The organism is Chromohalobacter sp. 48-RD10, from assembly GCF_029889785.1.
GTDB lineage: Bacteria > Pseudomonadota > Gammaproteobacteria > Pseudomonadales > Halomonadaceae > Chromohalobacter.
The window spans coordinates 38134-59157 of the sequence record NZ_JARANX010000007.1; the positions used below are offsets into that span (position 1 = coordinate 38134).

A 21024-nucleotide genomic window follows, 5' to 3' on the forward strand; every position below is an offset into this window, starting at 1 on the left:
CGACACAAACCGCTTGCATGAGGCAGGACATGACCAATACCACTCCCCACGCGTGGGCGGAGCAGTCTACGGAAAAGGCGCTGACGCTTCCTTCACGCTACTTCTTCGATCCGCAACTCTTCGCCGCCGAACGCGACCGCATTTTCATGGGCGCCTGGCACTTCGCCTGTCATGTCAATGAGGTAGCCGAACCCGGTGCTTTCGTGGTGCGCGAGATCTTCGATCAGAGCGTGATCGTGATACGTGACCGCCAAGGCGACTTGCATGCGTTTCATAATGTCTGCCAGCACCGTGGCACCCGTCTGCTCGACGAGACGCGCGGCGTTCAGAAAGGTGTCATTCGTTGTGCCTACCACTCCTGGTGCTACGGGCTGGATGGCAGCCTGCGCGCCGCACCGCGCAGTGACCGGATTGCGGCCTTCAACGTCGATGATTACCACATCCCGCCGGTACGTCTGGAAGTCTTCGCCGGGTGCGTCTACTTCAACTTCGATCCCGACGCGACCGACATGCAGACGCTCTTCCCTGGCGCCGAGACCGCCATTCATGAGGCCATTCCGGACCTGGATGACATGCAACTGATCCAGGAAGACGACGTCATCATCCCCGCCAACTGGAAAGTGATCATGGATAACTCCATCGAGGGCTATCACTTCCAGCTTTCCGGGCCCCATCACGTCGACCTGGCCGCCTTGATCGACTTCGATGGCTACCGCCTGACCCATCATGACAACTGGTGGACCTATGGCGCACCGCCCAATGCCAGCGCCAAGGAAGCCTACGGCGTGCCATTGGATCGTCCGGCCGGCAACGGCGACGGCTTTTTCAACATCGGCATCTGGCCGCATAACACCTTCTACCAGTTTCCGTTCTCACAGTGCATGGGCACGTTCATGATCATCCCGCTGGATGCCGAGCGTTCGATTCTGCGCTTCGGATATTACACCCCCCACGACACGCTGCCGGAAGTGACAAAGGCCAGCATGCGCTGGATGAACGAAGAGCTCGGCCCCGAAGACATCGAGCTCAACATCAGCGTGCAGAAAGGCCTCCACTCGCTGGGCTACGACCAGGGGCGCTATATGATCGACGCCGCGCGCAGCAATGAAAGCGAGCATCTGGTGCTTCACTTTCATCGCCTGGTATTCCAGGCCTTGCACGGCGACGCCTCCACACTTCAGGAGAGGCCAGCATGACATTCACTGGTCAACGCGTGCTGGTGACCGGCGGCGCCCGTGGCATCGGCGCCGCCACCGCACGACGCTTCCTGGAACAGGGCGCGAACGTCGCCATCGGCGCCCGTCACCAATCGTCCATCGACGCATTTCGCGACTCGCTGATGGATACCGACCTTGCCTCGGCCACGGTGGAAGCCGCCGTCGGCGAGATTGGCACCCAGAGCGAGTGCCAGGCGGTCGTGGAGGCTGCCGTCGAGCGCCTCGGCGGGCTCGACATCCTGGTCAATTGCGCCGGCGTCTTCGAAGAAGTGCCCTTCGAAGCGGTCACTCAGGCGCATTGGGATTCCACCTTCCGCGTCAACGTCGGCGGCACGTTCTTCTGCATCCAGGCGGCGCTACCGCACCTCGAGTCCAGTGACGGCAACGTCGTCAACCTGGGCTCGGATGCCGGACTGATCGGCTTTCCACCGAGCAGCGTCTATTCCGGTGCCAAGGCCGCCGTGGTCAACCTGACCCGCGCCCTGGCCCTGGAGCTGGCCGGTCGCATACGTCTTAACTGCGTATGCCCGGGCAATGTCGAGACCGACATGATCCAACACGCCACCGAGACCAGCGACGACCCACGCGCCTACCGAGACGCGGCCCATCGACGTGCGCCCTTGAAGCGCATGGGGCAACCGCAAGAGATCGCCGATGCCGTGCTTTATCTCGCCTCCCCCCAGGCCGGCTTCACACATGGCGCCATCCTATCCGTGGACGGTGGTGGCGTATGCGGCTTTTGAGCACTTCTCACCGTGCTCTCGCACGCACAACGACAACACCAGACTTAACGAGGATATTCCCATGACCGATACGTTCCCACACCGTCCCAGGAATGGCCGCCTGATGAGCGCTCTCATTGGCGGGGCCTTGGGCGCGTTGCTGCTCACGCCTTTCAGCCTCGCCCAAGCCGAGACCGATGTGGTTCGCTTCGGCACACCCCAATGGCCCGGCGCCACCGTCAAATCAGAAGTGGCACGGCAACTCCTGGACACGCTCGGTTATCGCGCCACCCTGCAAGAAGCCAGCCCATCTATTCTCTTGGAAAGCATGGTCAGTGGTGATCTCGATATCAACATGGCGCTCTGGCGGCCGTCGCAGAGCGACATGCTCGATCCTCGCCTAGAGGCTGGCGAATTGATCGAGGTCGTCAAGAACATCGACGGTGCACGCTTCCAGCTCGCGGTGCCCGAGTACGTGTGGGACGCCGGCGTGCACTCGATGGCCGACCTCGCCGAGCACGCGGAACGCTTCGATCGCACCTTCTATGGTATCGAGCCGGGCAACGTCGGCAACGAATTGATGCACAAGGCCATCACCAACGACACTTACGACTTGGAAGGCTGGCGCGTCGCGGCTTCCAGCGTGACCGGCATGATGTCTCAGGTCGCAAGCGACATTAGCAATGATCAATGGATCGCTTTCCTGGGCTGGGAGCCGCATTGGATGAATGTCGACTTCGACATTCGCTATCTGGAGGATCCCGAGAACCTCTGGGGCGACGCCAGCTCGGTGTCCTCGGTCGTCGCCAGCGACTTCGCCGAACACCATCCCAACGTCATCGCCTTTCTCAAGAACATGGTCGTGCCCATCGCCGTCCAGAACCAATGGGTCTACGCCTACAGCCGTGAGGAGCAACCGCTGGAAACGGTCGCCGCCGACTGGATCCAGTCGCATCCCGAGCGGGTCAACGCCTGGCTCGAAGGCGTCACCACGGCGGATGGCGACACGCGCGCTCAAGACGCCTACCAGGCCTCGCGTTGATCTTTCGACCTTCGCCTCAGGATGCTTGCATGACGACTAACCAAGATTACGATTACATCATCGTCGGGGCAGGCTCGGCCGGCTGCGTACTGGCCGATCGACTCACCGCCGATGGCGAATCCCGCGTATTGTTGCTCGAAGCCGGGCCTCGCGATCGCTCGTGGACCATCGACATGCCCGCCGCCATGGGAGCGGCTATCGACGGCCCGCACTTCAACTGGCATTACTGGTCGGGCCCCGAACCCTATCTCGACGGGCGGCGCATCGCCACGCCGCGTGGGCGCACGCTGGGCGGCTCATCGTCGATCAACGGCATGGTGTACATCCGTGGCCACGCCCGCGATTACGATGCCTGGGAAGAAGCCGGCTGCCACGGCTGGGGCTACCGGCACGTCCTGCCCTACTTTCGCCGTGCCGAAACCCACGAGCTGGGCGCCGATGCCTACCATGGCGAGACAGGGCCTCTGCATGTCAGTGCCGGTCGCCCCGAGGATCCTCTGGCGAAGGCCTTCCTGGCCGCCGGTGAAGAGGCCGGTTATGCCGCCAGCGACGACCTCAACGGCTATCGTCAGGAAGGCTTCGGGCGCGTCGACCGCACGACGCGCGCGGGCAGGCGCTGGAGCACGGCGCGTGGCTACCTGGCGCGCGCCGAAAAGCGCACCAACCTGACGGTCATCACCCAAGCGTTGGCGCAGCGCGTACTCGTCGGCGAGACCGGGGCCGAGGGCATCGAATATCGCCACGCCGACACGCTGCACCGGGCACGCGCCACTCGCGAGGTCATTCTGGCGGGCGGCGCCATCAACAGTCCCCAGTTGCTGATGCTCTCCGGCATCGGCCCCGACGACGAACTGACCCGCTGGGGCATCCCTCGCGTCCACACGCTCGAGGGCGTGGGCCGCCGGCTCAGCGACCATCCGGATACCGTCGTGGCATATCGCTGCCAACAACCGGTATCGCATGCGCCCTGGACCTACGCACCCCGCAAGTGGTGGCTGGGCATGCGCTGGTTTCTCGACCGGCGCGGCCTGGCGGCGAGCAACCAGTTCGATGCCGGCGCCTTCATCCGCTCGCGGGCAGGGGTCGAGCATCCCGACATCCAGTTGACGTTCATGTCACTGGCCATCGCGCCCGGCACCACCGAAAGCCTGCGCGAGCATGCGTTCCAGATACATATCGATTTGATGCGCCCCACGAGCATGGGCCGCTTGCACCTCACGGGTACGGACCCCGCTCAAGCGCCGGAAATCGTCTTCAACTATCTCGCCAGCGAGCGCGACCGCGCCGACATGCGCGCGGCCGTGCGTCGCGTCAGGGAGCTGGTCGAACAGCCGGCATTCGCGGATTTACGGGGCGAAGAAATTTCCCCCGGCGCCGAATGCCAGAGCGATGAGGCGCTGGATGCCTGGGCGCGCGCCACGACGGAAACCGGCTATCACGCCGCCGGCACCTGCAAGATGGGCCCGGCCGAGGACCCGGATGCCGTGGTCGATCACGCGCTTCGCGTGCATGGCATCGCCGGCTTGCGTGTGGTCGATGCCTCGATCATGCCACGCGTGGTCAGCGGCAATACCAATGCACCGACCGTCATGATCGCCGAAAAGGCCAGCGACATGGTCCTCGGCCATGTGCCGCCGGCGCCCTCTGACGCCCCGTTCTGGCTGCATGACGACTGGCAACATCAGCAACGTTGAGGAGGCCATGCCATGACCGCGACGCCATTCGACGTCGTGATCGAGAGCCATCAGCGGCTATCGAGCGCTATCTACCAGATCGAGCTGGTCGCCGCCGATGGTGTCGACCTGCCGCCGGCCCCGGCAGGTGCCCATCTCGAGGTGCACCTCCCCAATGGGCTGATACGTCACTATTCGCTGCTGGACGACGCGCGTCACGGCCGCTATCGCATCGGCGTGCTGCATGATCCGGCATCGCGCGGGGGATCCGCCTTTCTGGCCGAGCAGGCAGGCATCGGCACGCAACTGCGCGTCTCCCCGCCCCAGGATCGCTTCCCCCTCGCCGACGACCGGCAGCACTACCGGCTGATCGGGGGCGGGATCGGCATCACGCCACTCGTCGCCATGGCGCGCCGACTCGTCGAGCGGGGCGATACGGTCGAGGTGCATTATCTGGTACGCCACCGGGACGAGGCGGCGTTCCTCGATGAACTCAGCGCGTTCCTGCCCGCGTCGCGGCTGCATCTGCACGCCTCCGCCATGCAGGGAAGGCTCGCCCCGCGTGTGCTGCTGGGCGACTACGCGCCGGACACCGGCGTTTATGCTTGCGGCCCCGAGAGCCTGCTGGACGCCTTGACCGACGCGGCACAGGCGTGGCCTCCGGGCGCACTGCAAATGGAACGCTTCCGGGGCGCATCGCAGGCGCCGGTAGCGCGTACCACGCCTTGCCGGATCGAACTCGCACGCAGCGACAAGCACTTCACGCTCGCCGAGGACGAAACCCTGCTCGACGGCCTGGCGCGTGCCGGCGCAGCGCCGGACAGCCTGTGCTGCGAAGGCGCCTGCGGTACCTGCGGGATCCCCGTACTCGAAGGCGAGGTCGAGCATCGCGACGTCCTTCAGTCCGATGCCGAAAAAGCCGCCAACGACATCATTTACGTCTGCGTTTCGCGCCCCAGGGGGGAGCGACTGGTGCTCGACCTGTGAGGCCGGCGCGAGCGCTTTCCACGCCCATTCGACAATCGCCAAGGTATGTTTATGTCTTCCTCTCCCATGTCCATCACCCACGCCGACTGGCAACGTCGTGCCGCCGCCCTTTCGCTGGATGGTGCCGCCTACATCGACGGTCACCGCTATGTGACGCGCCAGAATGAATCGCTCGCGTCGATCAATCCCATGACGGGCAAGTCGCTGACAGCGATCGCGGCCTGCAGCCCGGAGGATATCGATGTCGCGGTCGACGCGGCACGCCGAGCGTTCGATACCGGTGACTGGTCACGTGCCGAACCGACGACACGCCGCCGGTGCTTGCAGACGCTTGCCGCCCACGTGCGCGATCATGCCGAGGAACTGGCCCTGCTCGACAGCCTGGAAGTCGGCAAGTGTATCCACGAAGCCCTGGACGACGTCGAGGAAGCGGCCTTGCTATTCGACTGGTTCGGCGAGCTTCAGGACAAATGCTATGACCAGCTTGCCCCTAGCCCGAATCACGTGCAGGCTACGGTCGCTCACGAGCCGCTTGGCGTCGTCGCCGCCGTGGTGCCCTGGAACTTTCCCCTGCATAACGCGTCGGTGAAACTGGCTCCCGCGCTGGCCGCCGGCAATAGCGTGGTGCTCAAGCCCGCCGAGGAATCGTCGCTCTCCGCACTGCGCCTGGCGGAACTCGCGACCCAGGCCGGCCTGCCGCCCGGTGTACTCAATGTCGTGCCGGGATACGGGCATATTGCCGGCGAAGCGCTGGGCCGGCATGCGGATGTCGACGCGCTCGGCTTCACCGGCTCCACCGAGATCGGCAAACGCTTTCTGGTCTACTCGGGCGAATCCAACATGAAACCCGTGTGGCTGGAATGCGGCGGCAAGAGCCCGCATCTGGTGTTCGACGATTGCCCCGACCTGGATGCCGCCGTGGACAACGCCGTGGCCGGTATCTTCACCAACGCTGGCCAGGTCTGCTCGGCGCATTCGCGCCTGTTGTTACAAGACGGTATCGCCGAGCGTTTCCTCGAGGCCTTGCAGGACCGCATCGCGGCGCTCGTGCCGGGGGACCCGCTCGATCCGGCGACGACGCTCGGCCCGCTCGTCAGCCAAGCGCAGTTCGACAAGGTCCGCGACTACCTGGCGGTCGGCAAGCGTGAAGCCACGCTGTTGTGCGGCGGCGAGACGCAGCAGGCGGCAGGCGGCGCTTTGTTCGTCGCCCCCACGGTGTTCATCGATGTCGAGTCGCACCATCGGCTCTTCCAGGAGGAGATTTTCGGCCCGGTGCTCAGCGTGACGCGCTTCAGCAATGAACGCCAGGGCGTGACATTGGCCAATGCCAGCCAGTATGGTTTGGCGGCGTCCCTGTGGACCGCCGACCTGGGACGCGCCCATCGCCTTTGCGATGCTCTACAGGCCGGCACCGTGACGGTCAATGGCGTCGATGCCGTCAGCCCGCAGACGCCCTTCGGCGGCATGAAGCAATCAGGCATCGGCCGCGACTACGCGCTGGCCGGCATGCACAAATACATGGCGCTCAAGACGCGCTGGATCCACTATTGATGGCCTCGGTTTCGCCATCGACACAGGAGCGTTACATGACGACTGCTACCGAGCTTCCCGGTACACCCCGCGAACAACTGGCGTGTGCTTTCCGCTGGCTGGCCCGCCTCGACATGCACGAAGGGGTCGCCAATCATTGCAGCCTGGCCACCCAGGCAGACGGCAAGCGCTTTCTGGTCAACCCCGAGGGGCGTCATTTCGCGGAAATGCGTGCCAGCGACCTCGTCGAGGTGGATGCCAGCGCCGCGCAACGCCCCGAGTCCATCGATCCCACCGCCTGGGCCATTCATGGCGCCATGCATCGTCAGGGCCGTGGTGTGGGATGCGTCATGCATGCCCACTCCCTTTATGCCACCGCCCTGGCTTGCTTGGAGACACCGGAACTGCCTCCGGTGGAACAGAATGCCATGCGCTTCTTCGAACGCGTGCATATCGACGCCGGGTTCGACGGCATGGGCCTCGACGAGGAGGCGGAGCGTCTCGGTGAGTTGGCCGACACGGCACCTATTCTCCTGCTCGGCAATCATGGCGTGGTCGCCACCGGCCGGGACGTCGCCGAAGCCTTCGACCACCTCTACTACTTCGAGCGTGCCTGCCGCTCCTATCTGGTGGCTCGTGCCAGCGGCCTTCCCGTGCGCCCGGTTGCCCCCGAGATCGCTCGCAAGACTGCACAGCAATGGGAAGACTATCTGACACAAGGCTCGGCGCACATGCACCTTGCCGCCTTGATGCGCCTGCTCGACCGCGATGCGCCCGACTATCGTGATTAATACGCAGCGCACAACGCCAGCCCCAGAACGCATCGCGATCCTGTTGATGCCGCAGTTTTCCTTTGCCGGCCTGGGCGCGATGCTGGATCCGTTGTTCATTATCAACTGGCTGGCTCAGGAGCCGCGCTTCAAGTGGCAATTATTGGGCAGCGATGCCACGGTCGCCGCCTCCAACGGCGTACCTCTAAGCGTGGCTACCGAGTGGCCCACGCCGGCCGAGCTGGATAGCGTCTTCGTCCTTGCCAGTTTCGAAACCAAGACATATACCGGCGATAAACGCATCGCCATGTGGCTGCGCCAGTGCGCGGCGGCCGGCGTGGCACTGGGAGGCATCGAGATGGGCAGCGAAGTGCTAGCCGCAGCGGGCGTGTTCGACGACCATCAGGTAGCCGTGCACTGGGATAACCTGGAAGGCTTTCGCGAGCTTTACCCGCGTATCCAGGCCACCCGCGATCTTTATCGCATCGCGGGCCAGCGGTTGAGCTGCGCCGGTGGTACCGCCGTGCTCGACATGATGTTCGCCTGGCTCACCCCGCGCGTGGAATCCCCCTACATGGAAGAGTTGCGCAACCACTTGCTGGAACGCCGCCAGCGTCGCGACGACAGCGAACAATTGTCGGCAGCGCCCGAGCATCACGTCGAGACCTCGGCGCAGTTGCGCAAGGTGATACGTACTATGCGCCGCACCCTTGAAGCCCCGCTTTCGGCGCCGGCGATGGCCGCTCTCGTCGGGCTCTCTCCGCGCCAATTGGAGCGGCGCTTCAAGGCCGAACTCGGTGTCTCGCCGATTCGTTACTATCTGTGGCTGCGCATCAATCGCGCGCATCGACTACTGCAGCAAACCGACCTGAGCGTGGCAGAAGTCGCCAATTGCGCGGGATTCGGTTCACTAGAGCACTTTTCACGGGTCTACCGGCGCTTCTTCGACTGCGCCCCCAGTGACGATCGCCTGCAATCGCGAGACGCACCAGTGGTCCCGGTGCGCCTCTTTCCCGTCAAGCGCTGAGCGGCACCCCGCCGTCGTCACGACAAATCGCTATCTTCCGGGGGCCGTTTGCGCATCGATTCGAAGCAGCCTGCCTAACAAGAGAGCCTCAACGCCACGCCTATCTCAAGCGTGGCGTGTCCACCTCGACATCGGCGTTCTGGCCGCGCTGGCGCAAGAAGTGATCCATCAATGTGAGCGCCATCATCGCCTCGGCGATGGGCGTGGCTCGGATACCTACGCATGGGTCATGGCGTCCCTTGGTGACGACCTCAGCCGGCTCGCCGTGGATATCGATGGAGCGCCCTGGTTGGGTGATGCTGGAAGTCGGTTTAAGCGCCAGGTGCGCGATCAGCGCCTGACCGGAACTGATGCCGCCCAACACACCCCCGGCATGATTGGAGAGAAAACCCTCGGGCGTCATCTCATCGCGATTCTCGCTGCCGCGGCTTGCCACCGCGGCGAAGCCATCGCCGATTTCCACGCCCTTGACAGCGTTGATGCTCATCAAACCATGAGCCAGTTCGGCATCCAGGCGGTCGAAGACCGGCTCGCCAAGCCCCACCGGCACGCCCTCGGCAACGACGGTAATCCGCGCACCGACACTGTCCTGATCGCGGCGCAACTGGTCCATGAAGGCCTCGAGTTCGGGCACCTTATCCGGGTCGGGACAAAAGAACGGGTTGCTATCGACGGCGTCCCACTGTTTGAAGTCGATGCCGATGGGGCCCAATTGGCTCATATAGCCACGTACACGGATACCCTGCGACGCCAAGTACTTGCGCGCGATAGCCCCGGCGGCGACACGCATGGCCGTTTCGCGGGCGCTCGAACGCCCACCGCCGCGATAATCACGAATCCCGTACTTGTGATGATAGGTGTAGTCGGCATGCGCGGGTCGGAACTGATCCTTGATCTTCGAATAGTCCTTGGAGCGCTGGTCGGTATTCTCGATCAACAGGCCAATCGACGTGCCGGTGGTCACACCCTCGAAAACGCCCGAGAGGATGCGCACCTGATCGGGTTCGCGGCGCTGCGTGGTATGCCGCGAGGTGCCCGGCCGCCGCCGATCCAGATCATGCTGCAAATCCGAGGCATCGAGCTCGACCCCCGGTGGGCATCCGTCGATGATGGCGCCTAGCGCTTCGCCGTGGCTTTCGCCAAAGGTCGTGACGGTGAACAACTTGCCAAAGGTATTGCCGGACATTCCGCGCTCCTCAACGATCAGGCGAACGATGCCGCATATTGGTCGAGCTCAGCAGCGGTCAGTGCAAATACGCCCTCGCCGCCGCGCTCGAACTCGAGCCACAAGAATGGGACTTCGGGAAACGCCGCGTCGAGATGCCGGGCGGAATTGCCCACTTCGACGATCAACACGCCATCGTCGGTCAAATGTTCACGCGCCTCGCACAGCATGCGGCGCACGATATCCAGACCATCGTCGCCCGCCGCCAGGGCCAGGCTCGGCTCGTGGCGGAACTCAGTGGGCATGCCCGCCAGGTCACGCGCGTCCACATAGGGAGGGTTGGAGACGATGATGTCATAGCGCTGACCGACTACGCCGGCAAACAGATCCGAGGTCACCGCACGCACACGCTTGCCAACATCGTGATGCACGATATTGGCCTTGGCCACCTCCACCGCCTCGGGGCTGATATCGACCAGATCAACCTCGGCCGTAGGCAGGTATAGCGCCGTGGCGATGCCGATGCAACCGGAACCGGCGCACAAGTCCAGCACCCGCGTCGGCGACCACTGAGGAAACCAGGCCGCGAAACCGTCCTCGACCAACTCGGCAATCGGCGAGCGCGGGATCAGTACCCGCTCGTCGACCTCGAAGGGATGGCCGGCGAAAAAGGCCTCGCCCAGCAAATAAGGCAACGGCGTGCGCTGTTCGATACGCTGGCGCACCAGGCTCACGATCCGATGGCGCTCGAGCGGCAACAGGCGAGCGTCGAGCACCGCCGGATCGACATCCCAGGGCAGATGCAGCGCGCCCAGCACCAGCCCCACCGCCTCGTCCCAAGCACTGGCCGTGCCATGCCCGAAATGCAGGCGGTGCGCATTGAATTCACTGGTCGCCCAGCGCAGGCAATCACGCAGCGACACCAGCCCTTCGGCAAGTGATGGGTCATCGAGGGTCAGCGTGGAAACGGCGGTCGGTCGGGAAGCAGGCACGAAGCATCCTGTTAAGCGGTTCCATGGAATCGGCGATTGTACCCGGAGCGCGCGCCGGTTCACAGCCGTGGGCAAGTCGCTATACTGGGTGACCTTTCAACCGACCGTGCCGCCTGGGGAGTATCGTCATGAGCCGACGCCGTGGTCAGCCCGACGACGCCGATATCAACGTGTTTCGTCAAGCGCTGGAAGACACCGGTGTGCATCACCTGCATACCAACCGCGCCGATACCGGACGCCCGCGCCGCCACGACGACGATGCCGTAGCGGAGCGCCGTGCGGCCGCCACCAGCGCCGACATCCAAGCGCCCACCAGCCGCACCAGTGATGGGCGTGTCGAGCCTGTGCGCCCCAGCGAGGCACTGGACTTCGCGGTCCCCGATCTTCCCTACCGGACGCGGACACAGCTCAAGCGCGGCAATATCGAGTGGGAAGCCGGCCTGGACCTTCATGGCTACACCGTCAGCGAGGCACGCGAGCAACTCGAGACCTTCCTTCACGACGCCCACGGGCAACGCTGGCGTTGCGTACTCGTGGTACACGGCAAGGCCCGCTCATCGCTACTGGGCAAGGACGACGATTACCCAGTCATCAAGAGCCACGTCAATGCCTGGCTACGCGAATGGCCTGCGGTGCTCGCCTTCTGCTCGGCACGTGATGCGGATGGCGGCACCGGGGCGGTCTATATCTTGCTCCGTCGACGCGGCGATGCCGTATGATCGACCGCCACCGGCCACGAGCAGCCCGAAATGGCGGCGATCTCGTACCCGCGAGCCACTAGCTCGTCGATCACGCCGATATGCGTATAGCCACGCGCGCCACCACTTCCCAGCACCAACGCAACTCGCTTGCCCATATCGGCGTTCTCCTTCACGACTCATGACGCCTCGTCGTCTCATCCGAGTCGGCAACGATAGCGTCGGCCACGGCATCGACAGCGTGCGCCTCGAGATGCAGATGATGTCCCCCGGGCAGCATCACGCGCGTTAGCCGAGCGATGGCGTCACGGGCCCGCTGGGCGTAGGCACGCTCGGAGAGAATGCCCTGCTCGCCCTCGATCAACAGTACCGGGGCTTCGATGGTGTTGAGTAGCGACAGCATCTGTTCGGTGGTAAAGCGCACCAACGATGGACGCAGCAAGCGACCGTCGGAGCGCAAGCGCACGTGTCCATCGTCTTCCACATCCAGATTGCGGCGCACCAGGGGAGCCGCCGTGTCAGTATCGATAGGCGTCACGCCGCCCGCCACGCGCGCCGCGATGGCGGTGGCCTCATCAGGATAGCGCGGCACCATGGAGCGCGAGCGACGGCGCTGGAGCAAGCCCATGCGCAGTTGCTTGGCGGTGTCGTCGACCTCGGTGGTCAAGGTGCCCAAGCCATCGATCAGCACCAACCGAGCGACACGCTCCGGCATCGCAGCCGCCACCAGACACGAGACAGCCGCCCCCATCGAATGCGCCAGCAGCGGCGCGTCATCGAGTCCCAATGCATCGAGTGCGTCCAACACGTCCAGCGTATATTCCCAGATCGGATAGTCCCCGCCTTCAGCACGCGGCTGCGAGCGCCCGTGGCCAGGGAAGTCGATCGCGACGATGCGAATCCCCAGACGCTCGACCAGCAACGGCGCCAAGCGCGAAAAGCTCTCGGCGTTATCCAGCCAGCCATGCAGCGCCAACCACACGGGCGCGTCGGCATCGCCCCAGGCCAGGCCCGCGAGGCGCCCATGGGCCAGATTAAGAGATTCTACTTCGCGCATGGAGACTCCCACAGTTGATCGATCGAGGGCCCGCTCGCCACGCCGCCCTCTTCATCGGTCATGGGACGGTTTGAAGCGCGGCACTGGGCCTAGCAGGCTAACGGGTTTACCATAAACCTTTTCGTTTCCCAAGCCGACCAAGGAACAAGGAACCCTGCGTGCCAAGATCTCGATCACCCCGTCCCACTCGTCTACGCAACACCCTATTTTGGCTCGTCGTGGCCGCCGCCATCATCGTGGGCTTCGTCCTCGCAAGACAAGGAAGCTGATAGCGCATGGACCTGCTGGCCGTTTTCTCGCATACGCTGCAAGTCACGCTGCCCGTCTTCGCCATGGTGTTTCTGGGGATCGTCTTCAAACGCATCGGCTGGATCGACGCGCACTTCATTTCCATGGCCTCGGCATTGGTGTTCCGCGCCACCATGCCGACACTGATTTTTCTGAGCATCGTTCGCGCCGATCTGGACGTCGCCCTGCAACCAGGGCTGATCGTTTATTTTCTGGGCTTTTCGGTACTGAGCTTCTTCCTCGCCTGGGGCTGGTCCATCCGGCGCTGCCCCCATGAGGAGCGCGGCGTCTTCACGCAAGGGGCCTTTCGCGGCAATTGCGGGATCGTCGGCTTGGCGCTTGCCGCCAACCAATACGGTGACTACGGCCTCTCGCTGGGCAGCATCCTGGTCGGCGGTATCATCATCGTTTACAACGTACTGGCGGCGATCATTCTGGCCTATTACAGTGCGGGTGCGCGATCAGGCCTCGGCACAATTCTCAAGCATATCGCCAAGAATCCACTCATTCTGGGCGTCTTGCTGGCGATCCCCTTTGCGTATTTCCATATCGATCTGCCCGCATGGCTGCTCACTTCAGGCGATTACTTCGGCGCCATGTCGCTACCCCTGGCCTTGGTCTGCATCGGCGGCACGCTGTCGTTCACATCCGTCAAGCGCAGTAGCGGCCTGGCACTGGATGCCAGCCTCTGGAAAGTCGTGTGGATCCCCCTTCTCGGCGTGCTGGGCGCCTTCGCGCTGGGCTATCGTGGACGCGAGTTGGGCATTCTCTTTCTCTTCTTCGGCAGCCCCGGTGCTGCGGCGAGTTTCGTCATGGCCAAGGCCGCGCATGCCAATGCCAAGCTCGCCGCCAATATCATCGTCATCACCACCGTCGCCTCGCTGTTCACCCTCAGCGCCGGGGTATTCATACTGAAACTAGTGGGCTGGATCTAAAACCGGCTCTCACCATGAGGCTTCACCATATTGGCCAAGCGTTTGCGGTCCTTGTCGCAAATGAGTTGAGCGGATATGGCAATGACAAGGAGTCAGCCGCTGCATGCTTGACAGTTATAGCGCACTCGCCGGGCAATTCTTCGGTGTGATCTCGCTGATACTCTGCCTGCTGGCCTTCGCCAGCAAGCGAGATGAGCGGCTGATGGGCTTATTGCTCTCCGCGAACGTGGCTTTCGCACTGCAGTTCGTCCTTTTCGAGAGCTGGACGGCAGCGGCGCTGACGGTGCTGGTGATCGTGCGCATCGCGCTGGCACGACGTTACCCGGGTAGTAAGCAAGTAATGACTGGCGTGCTTGTCACCAGCGGTGTGGCGGCGCTGTTGACCTGGCAAGGATGGGCGGATTTGCCTGCCATCGTGGCGATGACGGTGGGAACGGTGGGTATGTTTCTATTTCACGGCATATCCATGCGCATCTGCCTGGGGCTCGCAGCATTGTCGTGGTTTCTTAGCCATGCTCTGGTAGGCTCAGTGGGCGGAATGCTCGCCGAGGCGCTGGTATTCGTTACCAACGCCATCACTATTTATCGACTGGAGCGTGCCAGGCGTCGCTACCCACAAGCGTTCGAATGAACATATCGGTCCGGGCGTCATCCGAGACGCCAAGGTCACCGGTTTAGGGTCGCCATGTGCCAACGCACGGTGTCACGCCCGATAGGAAGCATAGGTATTACTCGCACGGCTCAGATGATGACGCATTGCGTCGCGGGCCGCGTCCGAGTCGCCGGCGCCAATCGCCTCGAGAATATCGGCATGCTCCTCGGCGACACGCTCCAGATAACGATGCGTCGCTGCCGTGTCGAGCTCGACGGAAAGCAGCTTGGCGCGTGGAATCGCGCCCAGGTTCAACTGCTCGTACACCGTGGTGAATGCCGGATTATGCGTGGCCTGGGCCACCGCGAAGTGGAACGCAAAGTCTTCTTCCCGCGCCTGGGACTGGTGCTGGAACGCCTCGATGAAGCGCCCATGCGCCTGACGAAGCCGTTCAATATCCGTCTCGTCGCGCCGCAATGCCGCCAGGGCGGCGGCTTCCGGCTCCAGGGTCAAACGTAATTCGAGAATTCCTAGAATATCCTCGACCGTGGTCAGGCTGATTTGTTTAGCGGGATACGCTTCCTCCGGTGCCGCACGCAGCACCCGCGTGCCGATCCCGCGACGCGTTTCGACCAACCCCAGCGACTTGAGATGGGTAATCGCCTCCCGAACGACCGTGCGACTGACACCAAACATCTCGCACAAGCCATTCTCTGGAGGCAGCTTGTCCCCCACCGGGATATTGCCCTTTGAAATGATCGCCTCAAGTTGCTGAGAAACCTGCTGAGACAAGCTCCCCTGCTGGGAGACACGTTTAACGTCAAGTGAATTCATAGTGCATATTTCGCATAATGGTCATTTACTCTTGATGCATTCGGCTGATCAACACCAAGCGCGTGAGATCGACTCCCCGCCCCGGAATCAAATACTACATCGCTGTGACAACACTGCACTGCGTGACAGTGAGACTCGCGTAGACGATGGAGCCAGCATCCGTTTTTTTCATCTGCGTGACGAGGGACGCGCGCCCTTGCTCACGCTTGAACGTCACCATCCCTCAACTGAACCAGTTCCGCATACAGCCCAGCGGGAATTGTCACGCCCTCGCTTTGATTACGTTCCCTGGCCGCATGCCGTCGCTGCGATGGTAAGCGAGCGCCTTGGGCGGTGATACCCTCGAACAAGGCTTCGGCCTGCTGTAAACGCGTTTCAGCATCCGTACCGAGGAAAGCCTGAGGGTCCATGACCAGGATGAATTCACCATGCTGCGGTGTCCCCTCTCCGCTACCATCGGCCGGATGAGTTTGATGCCCCAGTCTGTCACCGATGAGGGGCCCCGCCAGGAGCTCGATCATGATCGACAATGCTGCCCCCTTGTGGCCACCGAAAGGGAGCAGCGCTCCGGCCAACGCCGCCTCTGGATCAGTCGTCGGCTGCCCCGCTGCATCGATCGCCCAATTTTCCGGAATCGACTCACCGGCCCGTCGATGCAGTTCAACCTCGCCGCGTGCGACCACACTGGTAGCAAAGTCGAAGACGAAGGGCACGCCCTCCGGCCGCGGCCAGGCAAATGCGATGGGGTTAGTCCCCAATAATGGCGAGTGGCCACCCGCTGGCGCGACGTAGGCATGGCTCGGCGTCATCGCCAACGCGACCAAGCCCTGTTCGGCCAAGGACTCCACCTCGGGCCACAACGCCGAAAAGTGGAAGGCATTGTTGACAGCAAGCGCCGCCACGCCAGTGGCACGCGCCTTCTCGATCAGAGGTTGCCGAGCGGTCTCGAAGGCCAGTAGCGAACAGCCGCCGCGCGCATCGACATTCACCACGCCCGGCGCCTGGTCAGCCACCTCGGGGACGGCACGCGGATCGACACCACCAAAGCGAACGGTACGTACGCAGTCAAGGAGTCGGTATAAACCGTGTGAATGGCACTCGTCGCGCTGCGCCGCCACTACACTACGCGCAATGGCGGCCGCTTGGTCCTTGGAGAAGCCATTTTGCTCAAGAACATCGACGCTCAGCGCCCATGCCTCATCGAGCGACAGTCTTGTTGAGTCATTCATGGACGCCTCCCGTCGGTAGATAGATCACCATGCAGCATTTCAAGTGTCATCCGGATGTCCGGCCGCAACGAACTTGCCACCCTGATACAGCACCGTCGGGTCATTTGGATCGATCTCGCCGGCCTCTTCCTCGACCTCGATCCGCCAAGGTTCCGAACTATCCTGCGGGGCCCAGCCGAGAAATGCTGATTTGCTGTTATCCCACCACGACTCAGTGTTCGCCGACGCGCCATAAACGACGGTACAACCCAGCTTGGGGGCCACGAAGGCGCGTTTCATCAAGCGCATGAAATCCTCGACGCTCAACCAGGTGGCCATCATTCGCGTATCTTTCGGCTTGGGGAAACAAGAACCGATACGCACGCTGAGGGTCTCGATATCGAATTTGTGGTAATACAGGCTCGCCAGGTCCTCGCCGAAGCACTTGGACAGACCATACAATGAGTCGGGACGACGCGGCACCTCGGTATCGATGCGTATCGTACGTGGGTAGAAGCCGATGGTGTGGTTGGAGCTGGCAAACACGATGCGCGGCTTTCCGAGGTTTCGAGCCGCTTCGTAAAGATTGTAAGCCCCGATGATGTTGGCCTGGAGAATATCGCTCCAGGGTTTTTCCACCGAGACGCCGCCAAGGTGAATGATCCCATCGCAGTCCCTGACCAGCTCATTCACGGCCTGAGCATCGGCGAGGTCGCAGGGCACCAACTCTTCATGCCCGGCGGCCTCGCCAAGGTCGGCAATATCCGACAGGCGCACTTTGTGTGCCAGTTGATCCAAGTACGGGCGGATCGCTTTACCCACGCCACCGGCCGCACCTGTCACCAAGATTCGATTCAACATGTCATATCCTCCTTCAATATTCAGTCCGCGCGATCAATACACATGAGCGTGACCGCATGCATGCGCGCTCATTCAACGGTGATAGCGATCTCTAGAAACCGTAAAGACGCGCCGGATTGTCAACGAGAATCCGTTGGCGCTGCTCGGCCGATGCCCACTCGAGCAACACATCGAGTTGCTCGGCATCGTCGGGGTACTGCTCGCGGGGCACGCCGACATGCGGCCAATTGGAACCCCAGATGATGCGCTCGGGGGCATGTGCGATGACCCGCTTGGCAATTGCCCCGATATCCGCATAGTCGGGACCGCCGGTCTGGCTGGCTTCGTAGCCGGCGCAGATCTTGAACCAGGCATTGCCACGGTCCAGCAGCCGCAGGATTTCGTCGACCCGAGGATCGTCCGGCGCTACGGGTGGCATGAACTTACCGATATGATCGATGATGTACTCGCCTTCGATACGCCGCAGGTCGTCGAGATAATCGTCCAGCTCGCAGCCGTTGAACTGCACCATCAGATGCCAGCCCAATGGCCGGATGCGCTTCTCGACGGCGAGCATCTCAGCGTTGGTGACCGCACCACCTGGTAGATTCATGATCCGCGCGCCGCGCACGCCCTTTTCATGCCAGGCCTCAAGGTCGCTGTCCGGTGTATCGGGCGTTACCGCAGCAACGCCGCGGGCCGCTTGCGTGCCCAACTGATCGAGCGCCGCTAGTAGAGCGCTATTGTCACGCTGATACGCATTGGGCTGGGTGACGACGACACGCTCGAGCGACAGCCATCGCTGGAGCTTTCGGTAATCCTCGACCGTTGCCAGCTCGGGAATCTTTGGACCACCGGGCTGGGCATCGAAGCCCGGCAGATACAGGTGAATATGACAGTCGGTCGCTCCGGCCGGCGCCGTGAGCTTGGGCGCCGGACCTTCGAGCGGTCGGGTGTTGGCAGGAATCTCTGACACGCTCATGCCTCCTTCAAAGCGAATTGGCGCAATGCATCACGGTCGATCTCAATGCCCAGACCAGGCCCATCGGGGATCTGCATGACACCGCCAGCATGCTCAAGCGGCGTTGTGACGACCGCCTGACGAAATGGATTATGCGTTCGATCAAACTCCATGATCGGCTCCCGAGGGCGACGACGAGGCGGATTAGGTGGCAACGCTGCCATGCTCTGCAGACTCGCAGCCAGACTCACTGCCGTTCCCCACACATGTGGCACCAGGCGAACGCCGAACATCGCCGCCATATCGACGATACGGCGCATTTCCGAAACCCCTCCCACGCTGCAGACATCCGGCTGCACGATATCCACCGCACGGGTTTGCAGCGGCTCCAACATGGCATAACGACCATGCCAATTTTCACCACTCGCCACGGGAATCGGCTGCCCATCACGCACCGCGTGATAGGTGGAAATCTGCTCCGGCAACACCGGCTCTTCGAACCAATCCACGCCCAAGGCCGAGGCACGCTTGCCCACATCTATCGCCTCAAGCAGGTCGTACCCATGGTTGGCATCGATCATCAGGCGCCCCTCGGGACCCAGCGACTCGCGCGCGGCAGCGATGACCTTCAAATCTTCCTCGACATCGAAGCCGATCTTGATCTTCACGCCGTGAAAGCCGTCGCGAACATAACCAGCGACTTCCTCGGCCGTGTCCTGGACACGATCGACACCGTCACGTTTGAACGAGCCAGTGGCATATGCACGTACGGATTCACGAAAACGTCCGCCCAGCAATTCAGATACCGGCGCGTCATAGCGCTTACCCTTGATATCCCAGAGTGCGATATCGATACCGCTTAGCGCCGTCACAGTCAGACCACGTTGTCCCTGATCGCGCAGGCGATTGTAGAGTTCGAGCCACAGCTTTTCCGTTTCCAGCGGATTGCATCCGATGAGTGCCGCCGAATACGCACTCACCACAGCGGCATTGGGCTTGGCAGGTCCCAAGCATTCACCCCAACCGATGGTGCCATCATCACAGACGATTTCGACCAGGCAATGTTGGCGTCTGTCAAAACGCATGGACGCGCTTTCAAAGGCCTGTTCGAGCTTATAATCGAGAATATGTGTATATACTTTTTCGATCTTCATATCGAATAACTCATAAGCGGATAGAAGAAACTCATCACTGGAAGACACTTACTACTGAAAGAAACTAGGCAATGTCAGCGATATTGACGGCACATAGGTTACTAGCATCAGTACAAGGAAGAGCGCCAGATAGAACGGCCAAATGGTGCGTACCGCGTGTTCGATCTTGATCTTGCCAATCACGCTTCCAACAAAGAGGCATGCCCCAACGGGAGGCGTACAAAGCCCCAACCCTAGGTTCATCATCATCATGATGCCGAACTGAATAGGATCCATCCCGAACTGCTGAGCAACGGGCAGGAAAATGGGGGTGCAGATCAAGATCAGCGCCGCCATGTCCATGATCATTCCGAGCCCAAGCAAAAGCAGATTGAGCATCAGCAAGATGACGTAAGGGTTGTCGGAAATCTCAAGCAGCGCATCAGTCAGCAGTTGCGGCACACTGTACAGCGCCAGTAAGTAGGAAAAGGCTGAGGCACATCCCACCAGAATCATGACAAGTGAGGTCGTACGAACGGCCTGATAAACGGCCTGCTTGAAGGGCTCCCAACGCAGCTCGCGATAGACCAGCCCTGTCACGACAATGGCATAGATCGCACCAAAAGCACCGGACTCGGTCACCGTCAGAATCCCAGAGAGTACACCACCGACGATGATCACTGCTGTCAGAAGTCCAGGCAACGCTGCCACGAAACTGACGAGCAATGATATCCAGCCAGGGAACGGTTCCCCCTTATAGCCCCGTTTAACCGCCACGAGGTAGGCAGCCACCGCCAATGCCAGACACATCAGTACGCCCGGGACGATGCCAGCGATAAACAGCTGAGTGATCGAGATGCCACCACCCGCCGCGACAGCGTAGAGGATCATGTTGTGGCTGGGCGGAATCACTACGCCAGCAACCGACGAAGTAACGGTCACGTTGACGGCGTAGTCGGCGTCATAACCCTTTTCCTTCATGACCGGAATGAGAATCGAACCAAGCGCCGAGGTGTCGGCAACCGCCGAGCCCGAAATACCGCCAAACAACATTGACGAGCTGACATTGACCATACCTAACCCGCCACGCACGCGCCCCACCGCTGCCGAGGCCAGCCGAACCAGACGAGTGGATATGCCGCCATGCAGCATCAGCTCCCCGGCAAAAATGAAGAACGGTATGGCCAGTAACGAGAAGACAGAAATACCCGAAAGAATCCGCTGAAAACCGACGAAAAGTGGTAGTCCCTCGTAAAGGAACGTAACGACTGACGCCAGTCCCACGGCAAAGGCCACTGGTGCACCGACGATCAGCCCCAGAAAGAAAATACCAAACAGAATAATCAGTCCCAT

Annotated in this window: 20 protein-coding genes and 1 pseudogene; 11 read left to right on the plus strand and 10 right to left on the minus strand. The window is 62.0% G+C overall.

The features are described 5' to 3' along the window. Positions 1-29 precede the first annotated feature (29 nt). From OP496_RS09660 to OP496_RS09695, 8 genes are all read left to right on the plus strand, one after another. Entirely contained in the window at positions 30-1196 is a 1167-nt protein-coding gene (locus OP496_RS09660; protein WP_280563419.1) for an aromatic ring-hydroxylating dioxygenase subunit alpha, read from the plus strand. Further along, positions 1193-1960: an SDR family NAD(P)-dependent oxidoreductase gene (locus OP496_RS09665; protein ID WP_280563420.1), complete on the plus strand. Its 768-nt coding sequence runs from the start codon at positions 1193-1195 to the stop codon at positions 1958-1960. The genes OP496_RS09660 and OP496_RS09665 overlap by 4 nt, the downstream gene beginning before the upstream one ends. A 61-nt stretch (positions 1961-2021) precedes the next feature. Then, positions 2022-2981 carry an ABC transporter substrate-binding protein gene (locus OP496_RS09670; RefSeq protein WP_280563421.1) on the plus strand — a complete coding sequence of 320 codons (960 nt, stop codon included), beginning with the start codon at positions 2022-2024 and terminating at the stop codon, positions 2979-2981. A gap of 29 nt (positions 2982-3010) precedes the next feature. Continuing rightward, positions 3011-4675: a choline dehydrogenase gene (locus OP496_RS09675; RefSeq protein WP_280563422.1), complete on the plus strand. Its 1665-nt coding sequence runs from the start codon at positions 3011-3013 to the stop codon at positions 4673-4675. 12 nt (positions 4676-4687) lie between these two features. Then, the gene (locus OP496_RS09680) at positions 4688-5641 is read left to right on the plus strand and encodes a PDR/VanB family oxidoreductase (protein WP_280563423.1); all 954 of its coding nucleotides are present in this window, start codon (positions 4688-4690) and stop codon (positions 5639-5641) included. Between the two features lie 51 nt (positions 5642-5692). Next, on the plus strand, positions 5693-7192 hold the full coding sequence (locus OP496_RS09685) for an aldehyde dehydrogenase (protein WP_280563424.1): 1500 nt from the start codon (positions 5693-5695) through the stop codon (positions 7190-7192). 35 nt (positions 7193-7227) lie between these two features. Next, positions 7228-7962 (plus strand): class II aldolase and adducin N-terminal domain-containing protein, encoded by a 735-nt coding sequence (locus tag OP496_RS09690; RefSeq protein WP_280563425.1) that lies wholly within the window; start codon positions 7228-7230, stop codon positions 7960-7962. Next, positions 7955-8968, plus strand: coding sequence for a GlxA family transcriptional regulator (locus OP496_RS09695; protein ID WP_280563426.1), 1014 nt, complete (start codon positions 7955-7957; stop codon positions 8966-8968). The genes OP496_RS09690 and OP496_RS09695 overlap by 8 nt, the downstream gene beginning before the upstream one ends. 100 nt (positions 8969-9068) lie before the next feature. Here OP496_RS09695 and aroC read toward each other — a convergent pair whose 3' ends face one another. Together aroC and prmB are read right to left on the minus strand one after the other, a co-directional pair. Beyond that, entirely contained in the window at positions 9069-10154 is a 1086-nt protein-coding gene (gene aroC / locus OP496_RS09700) for a chorismate synthase (RefSeq protein ID WP_280563427.1), read from the minus strand. A 17-nt stretch (positions 10155-10171) separates the two neighbouring features. Then, entirely contained in the window at positions 10172-11125 is a 954-nt protein-coding gene (gene prmB / locus OP496_RS09705) for a 50S ribosomal protein L3 N(5)-glutamine methyltransferase (RefSeq protein WP_280563428.1), read from the minus strand. A 128-nt stretch (positions 11126-11253) separates the two neighbouring features. On the opposite strand from prmB, the gene OP496_RS09710 reads away from it, so the two are divergent. Then, positions 11254-11844 carry a Smr/MutS family protein gene (locus tag OP496_RS09710; RefSeq protein ID WP_280563429.1) on the plus strand — a complete coding sequence of 197 codons (591 nt, stop codon included), beginning with the start codon at positions 11254-11256 and terminating at the stop codon, positions 11842-11844. Between the two features lie 17 nt (positions 11845-11861). On the opposite strand, the pseudogene OP496_RS09715 reads toward OP496_RS09710, so the two are convergent. Both OP496_RS09715 and OP496_RS09720 read right to left on the minus strand, forming a co-directional pair. Then, a pseudogene (locus tag OP496_RS09715) lies at positions 11862-11981 on the minus strand (patatin); the annotation flags it as partial. Positions 11982-11995: 14 nt separating this feature from the next. Then, positions 11996-12880, minus strand: a complete 885-nt coding sequence (locus OP496_RS09720) for an alpha/beta hydrolase (protein WP_280563430.1) — start codon at positions 12878-12880, stop codon at positions 11996-11998. Positions 12881-13155: 275 nt separating this feature from the next. Here OP496_RS09720 and OP496_RS09725 point away from each other — a divergent pair, with 275 nt between their 5' ends. Both OP496_RS09725 and OP496_RS09730 read left to right on the plus strand, forming a co-directional pair. After that, entirely contained in the window at positions 13156-14103 is a 948-nt protein-coding gene (locus tag OP496_RS09725) for an AEC family transporter (RefSeq protein WP_280563431.1), read from the plus strand. A 103-nt stretch (positions 14104-14206) separates the two neighbouring features. Further along, on the plus strand, positions 14207-14734 hold the full coding sequence (locus tag OP496_RS09730; protein ID WP_280563432.1) for a YgjV family protein: 528 nt from the start codon (positions 14207-14209) through the stop codon (positions 14732-14734). 72 nt (positions 14735-14806) lie between these two features. Here the strand turns inward: OP496_RS09730 and OP496_RS09735 are convergent, their stop codons facing one another. From OP496_RS09735 to OP496_RS09760, 6 genes are all read right to left on the minus strand, one after another. Then, positions 14807-15529, minus strand: coding sequence for a FadR/GntR family transcriptional regulator (locus tag OP496_RS09735; RefSeq protein ID WP_280563433.1), 723 nt, complete (start codon positions 15527-15529; stop codon positions 14807-14809). 200 nt (positions 15530-15729) lie between these two features. Then, on the minus strand, positions 15730-16758 hold the full coding sequence (locus OP496_RS09740; RefSeq protein ID WP_280563434.1) for an Ldh family oxidoreductase: 1029 nt from the start codon (positions 16756-16758) through the stop codon (positions 15730-15732). Positions 16759-16797: 39 nt separating this feature from the next. Next, on the minus strand, positions 16798-17598 hold the full coding sequence (locus OP496_RS09745) for an NAD(P)-dependent oxidoreductase (RefSeq protein ID WP_280563435.1): 801 nt from the start codon (positions 17596-17598) through the stop codon (positions 16798-16800). 91 nt (positions 17599-17689) lie between these two features. Beyond that, positions 17690-18553 (minus strand): amidohydrolase family protein, encoded by an 864-nt coding sequence (locus OP496_RS09750; RefSeq protein WP_280563436.1) that lies wholly within the window; start codon positions 18551-18553, stop codon positions 17690-17692. A 2-nt stretch (positions 18554-18555) separates the two neighbouring features. Next, the gene (locus tag OP496_RS09755) at positions 18556-19692 is read right to left on the minus strand and encodes a mandelate racemase/muconate lactonizing enzyme family protein (RefSeq protein ID WP_280563437.1); all 1137 of its coding nucleotides are present in this window, start codon (positions 19690-19692) and stop codon (positions 18556-18558) included. Between the two features lie 51 nt (positions 19693-19743). Continuing rightward, on the minus strand, positions 19744-21024 hold the full coding sequence (locus tag OP496_RS09760; RefSeq protein WP_280563438.1) for a TRAP transporter large permease: 1281 nt from the start codon (positions 21022-21024) through the stop codon (positions 19744-19746).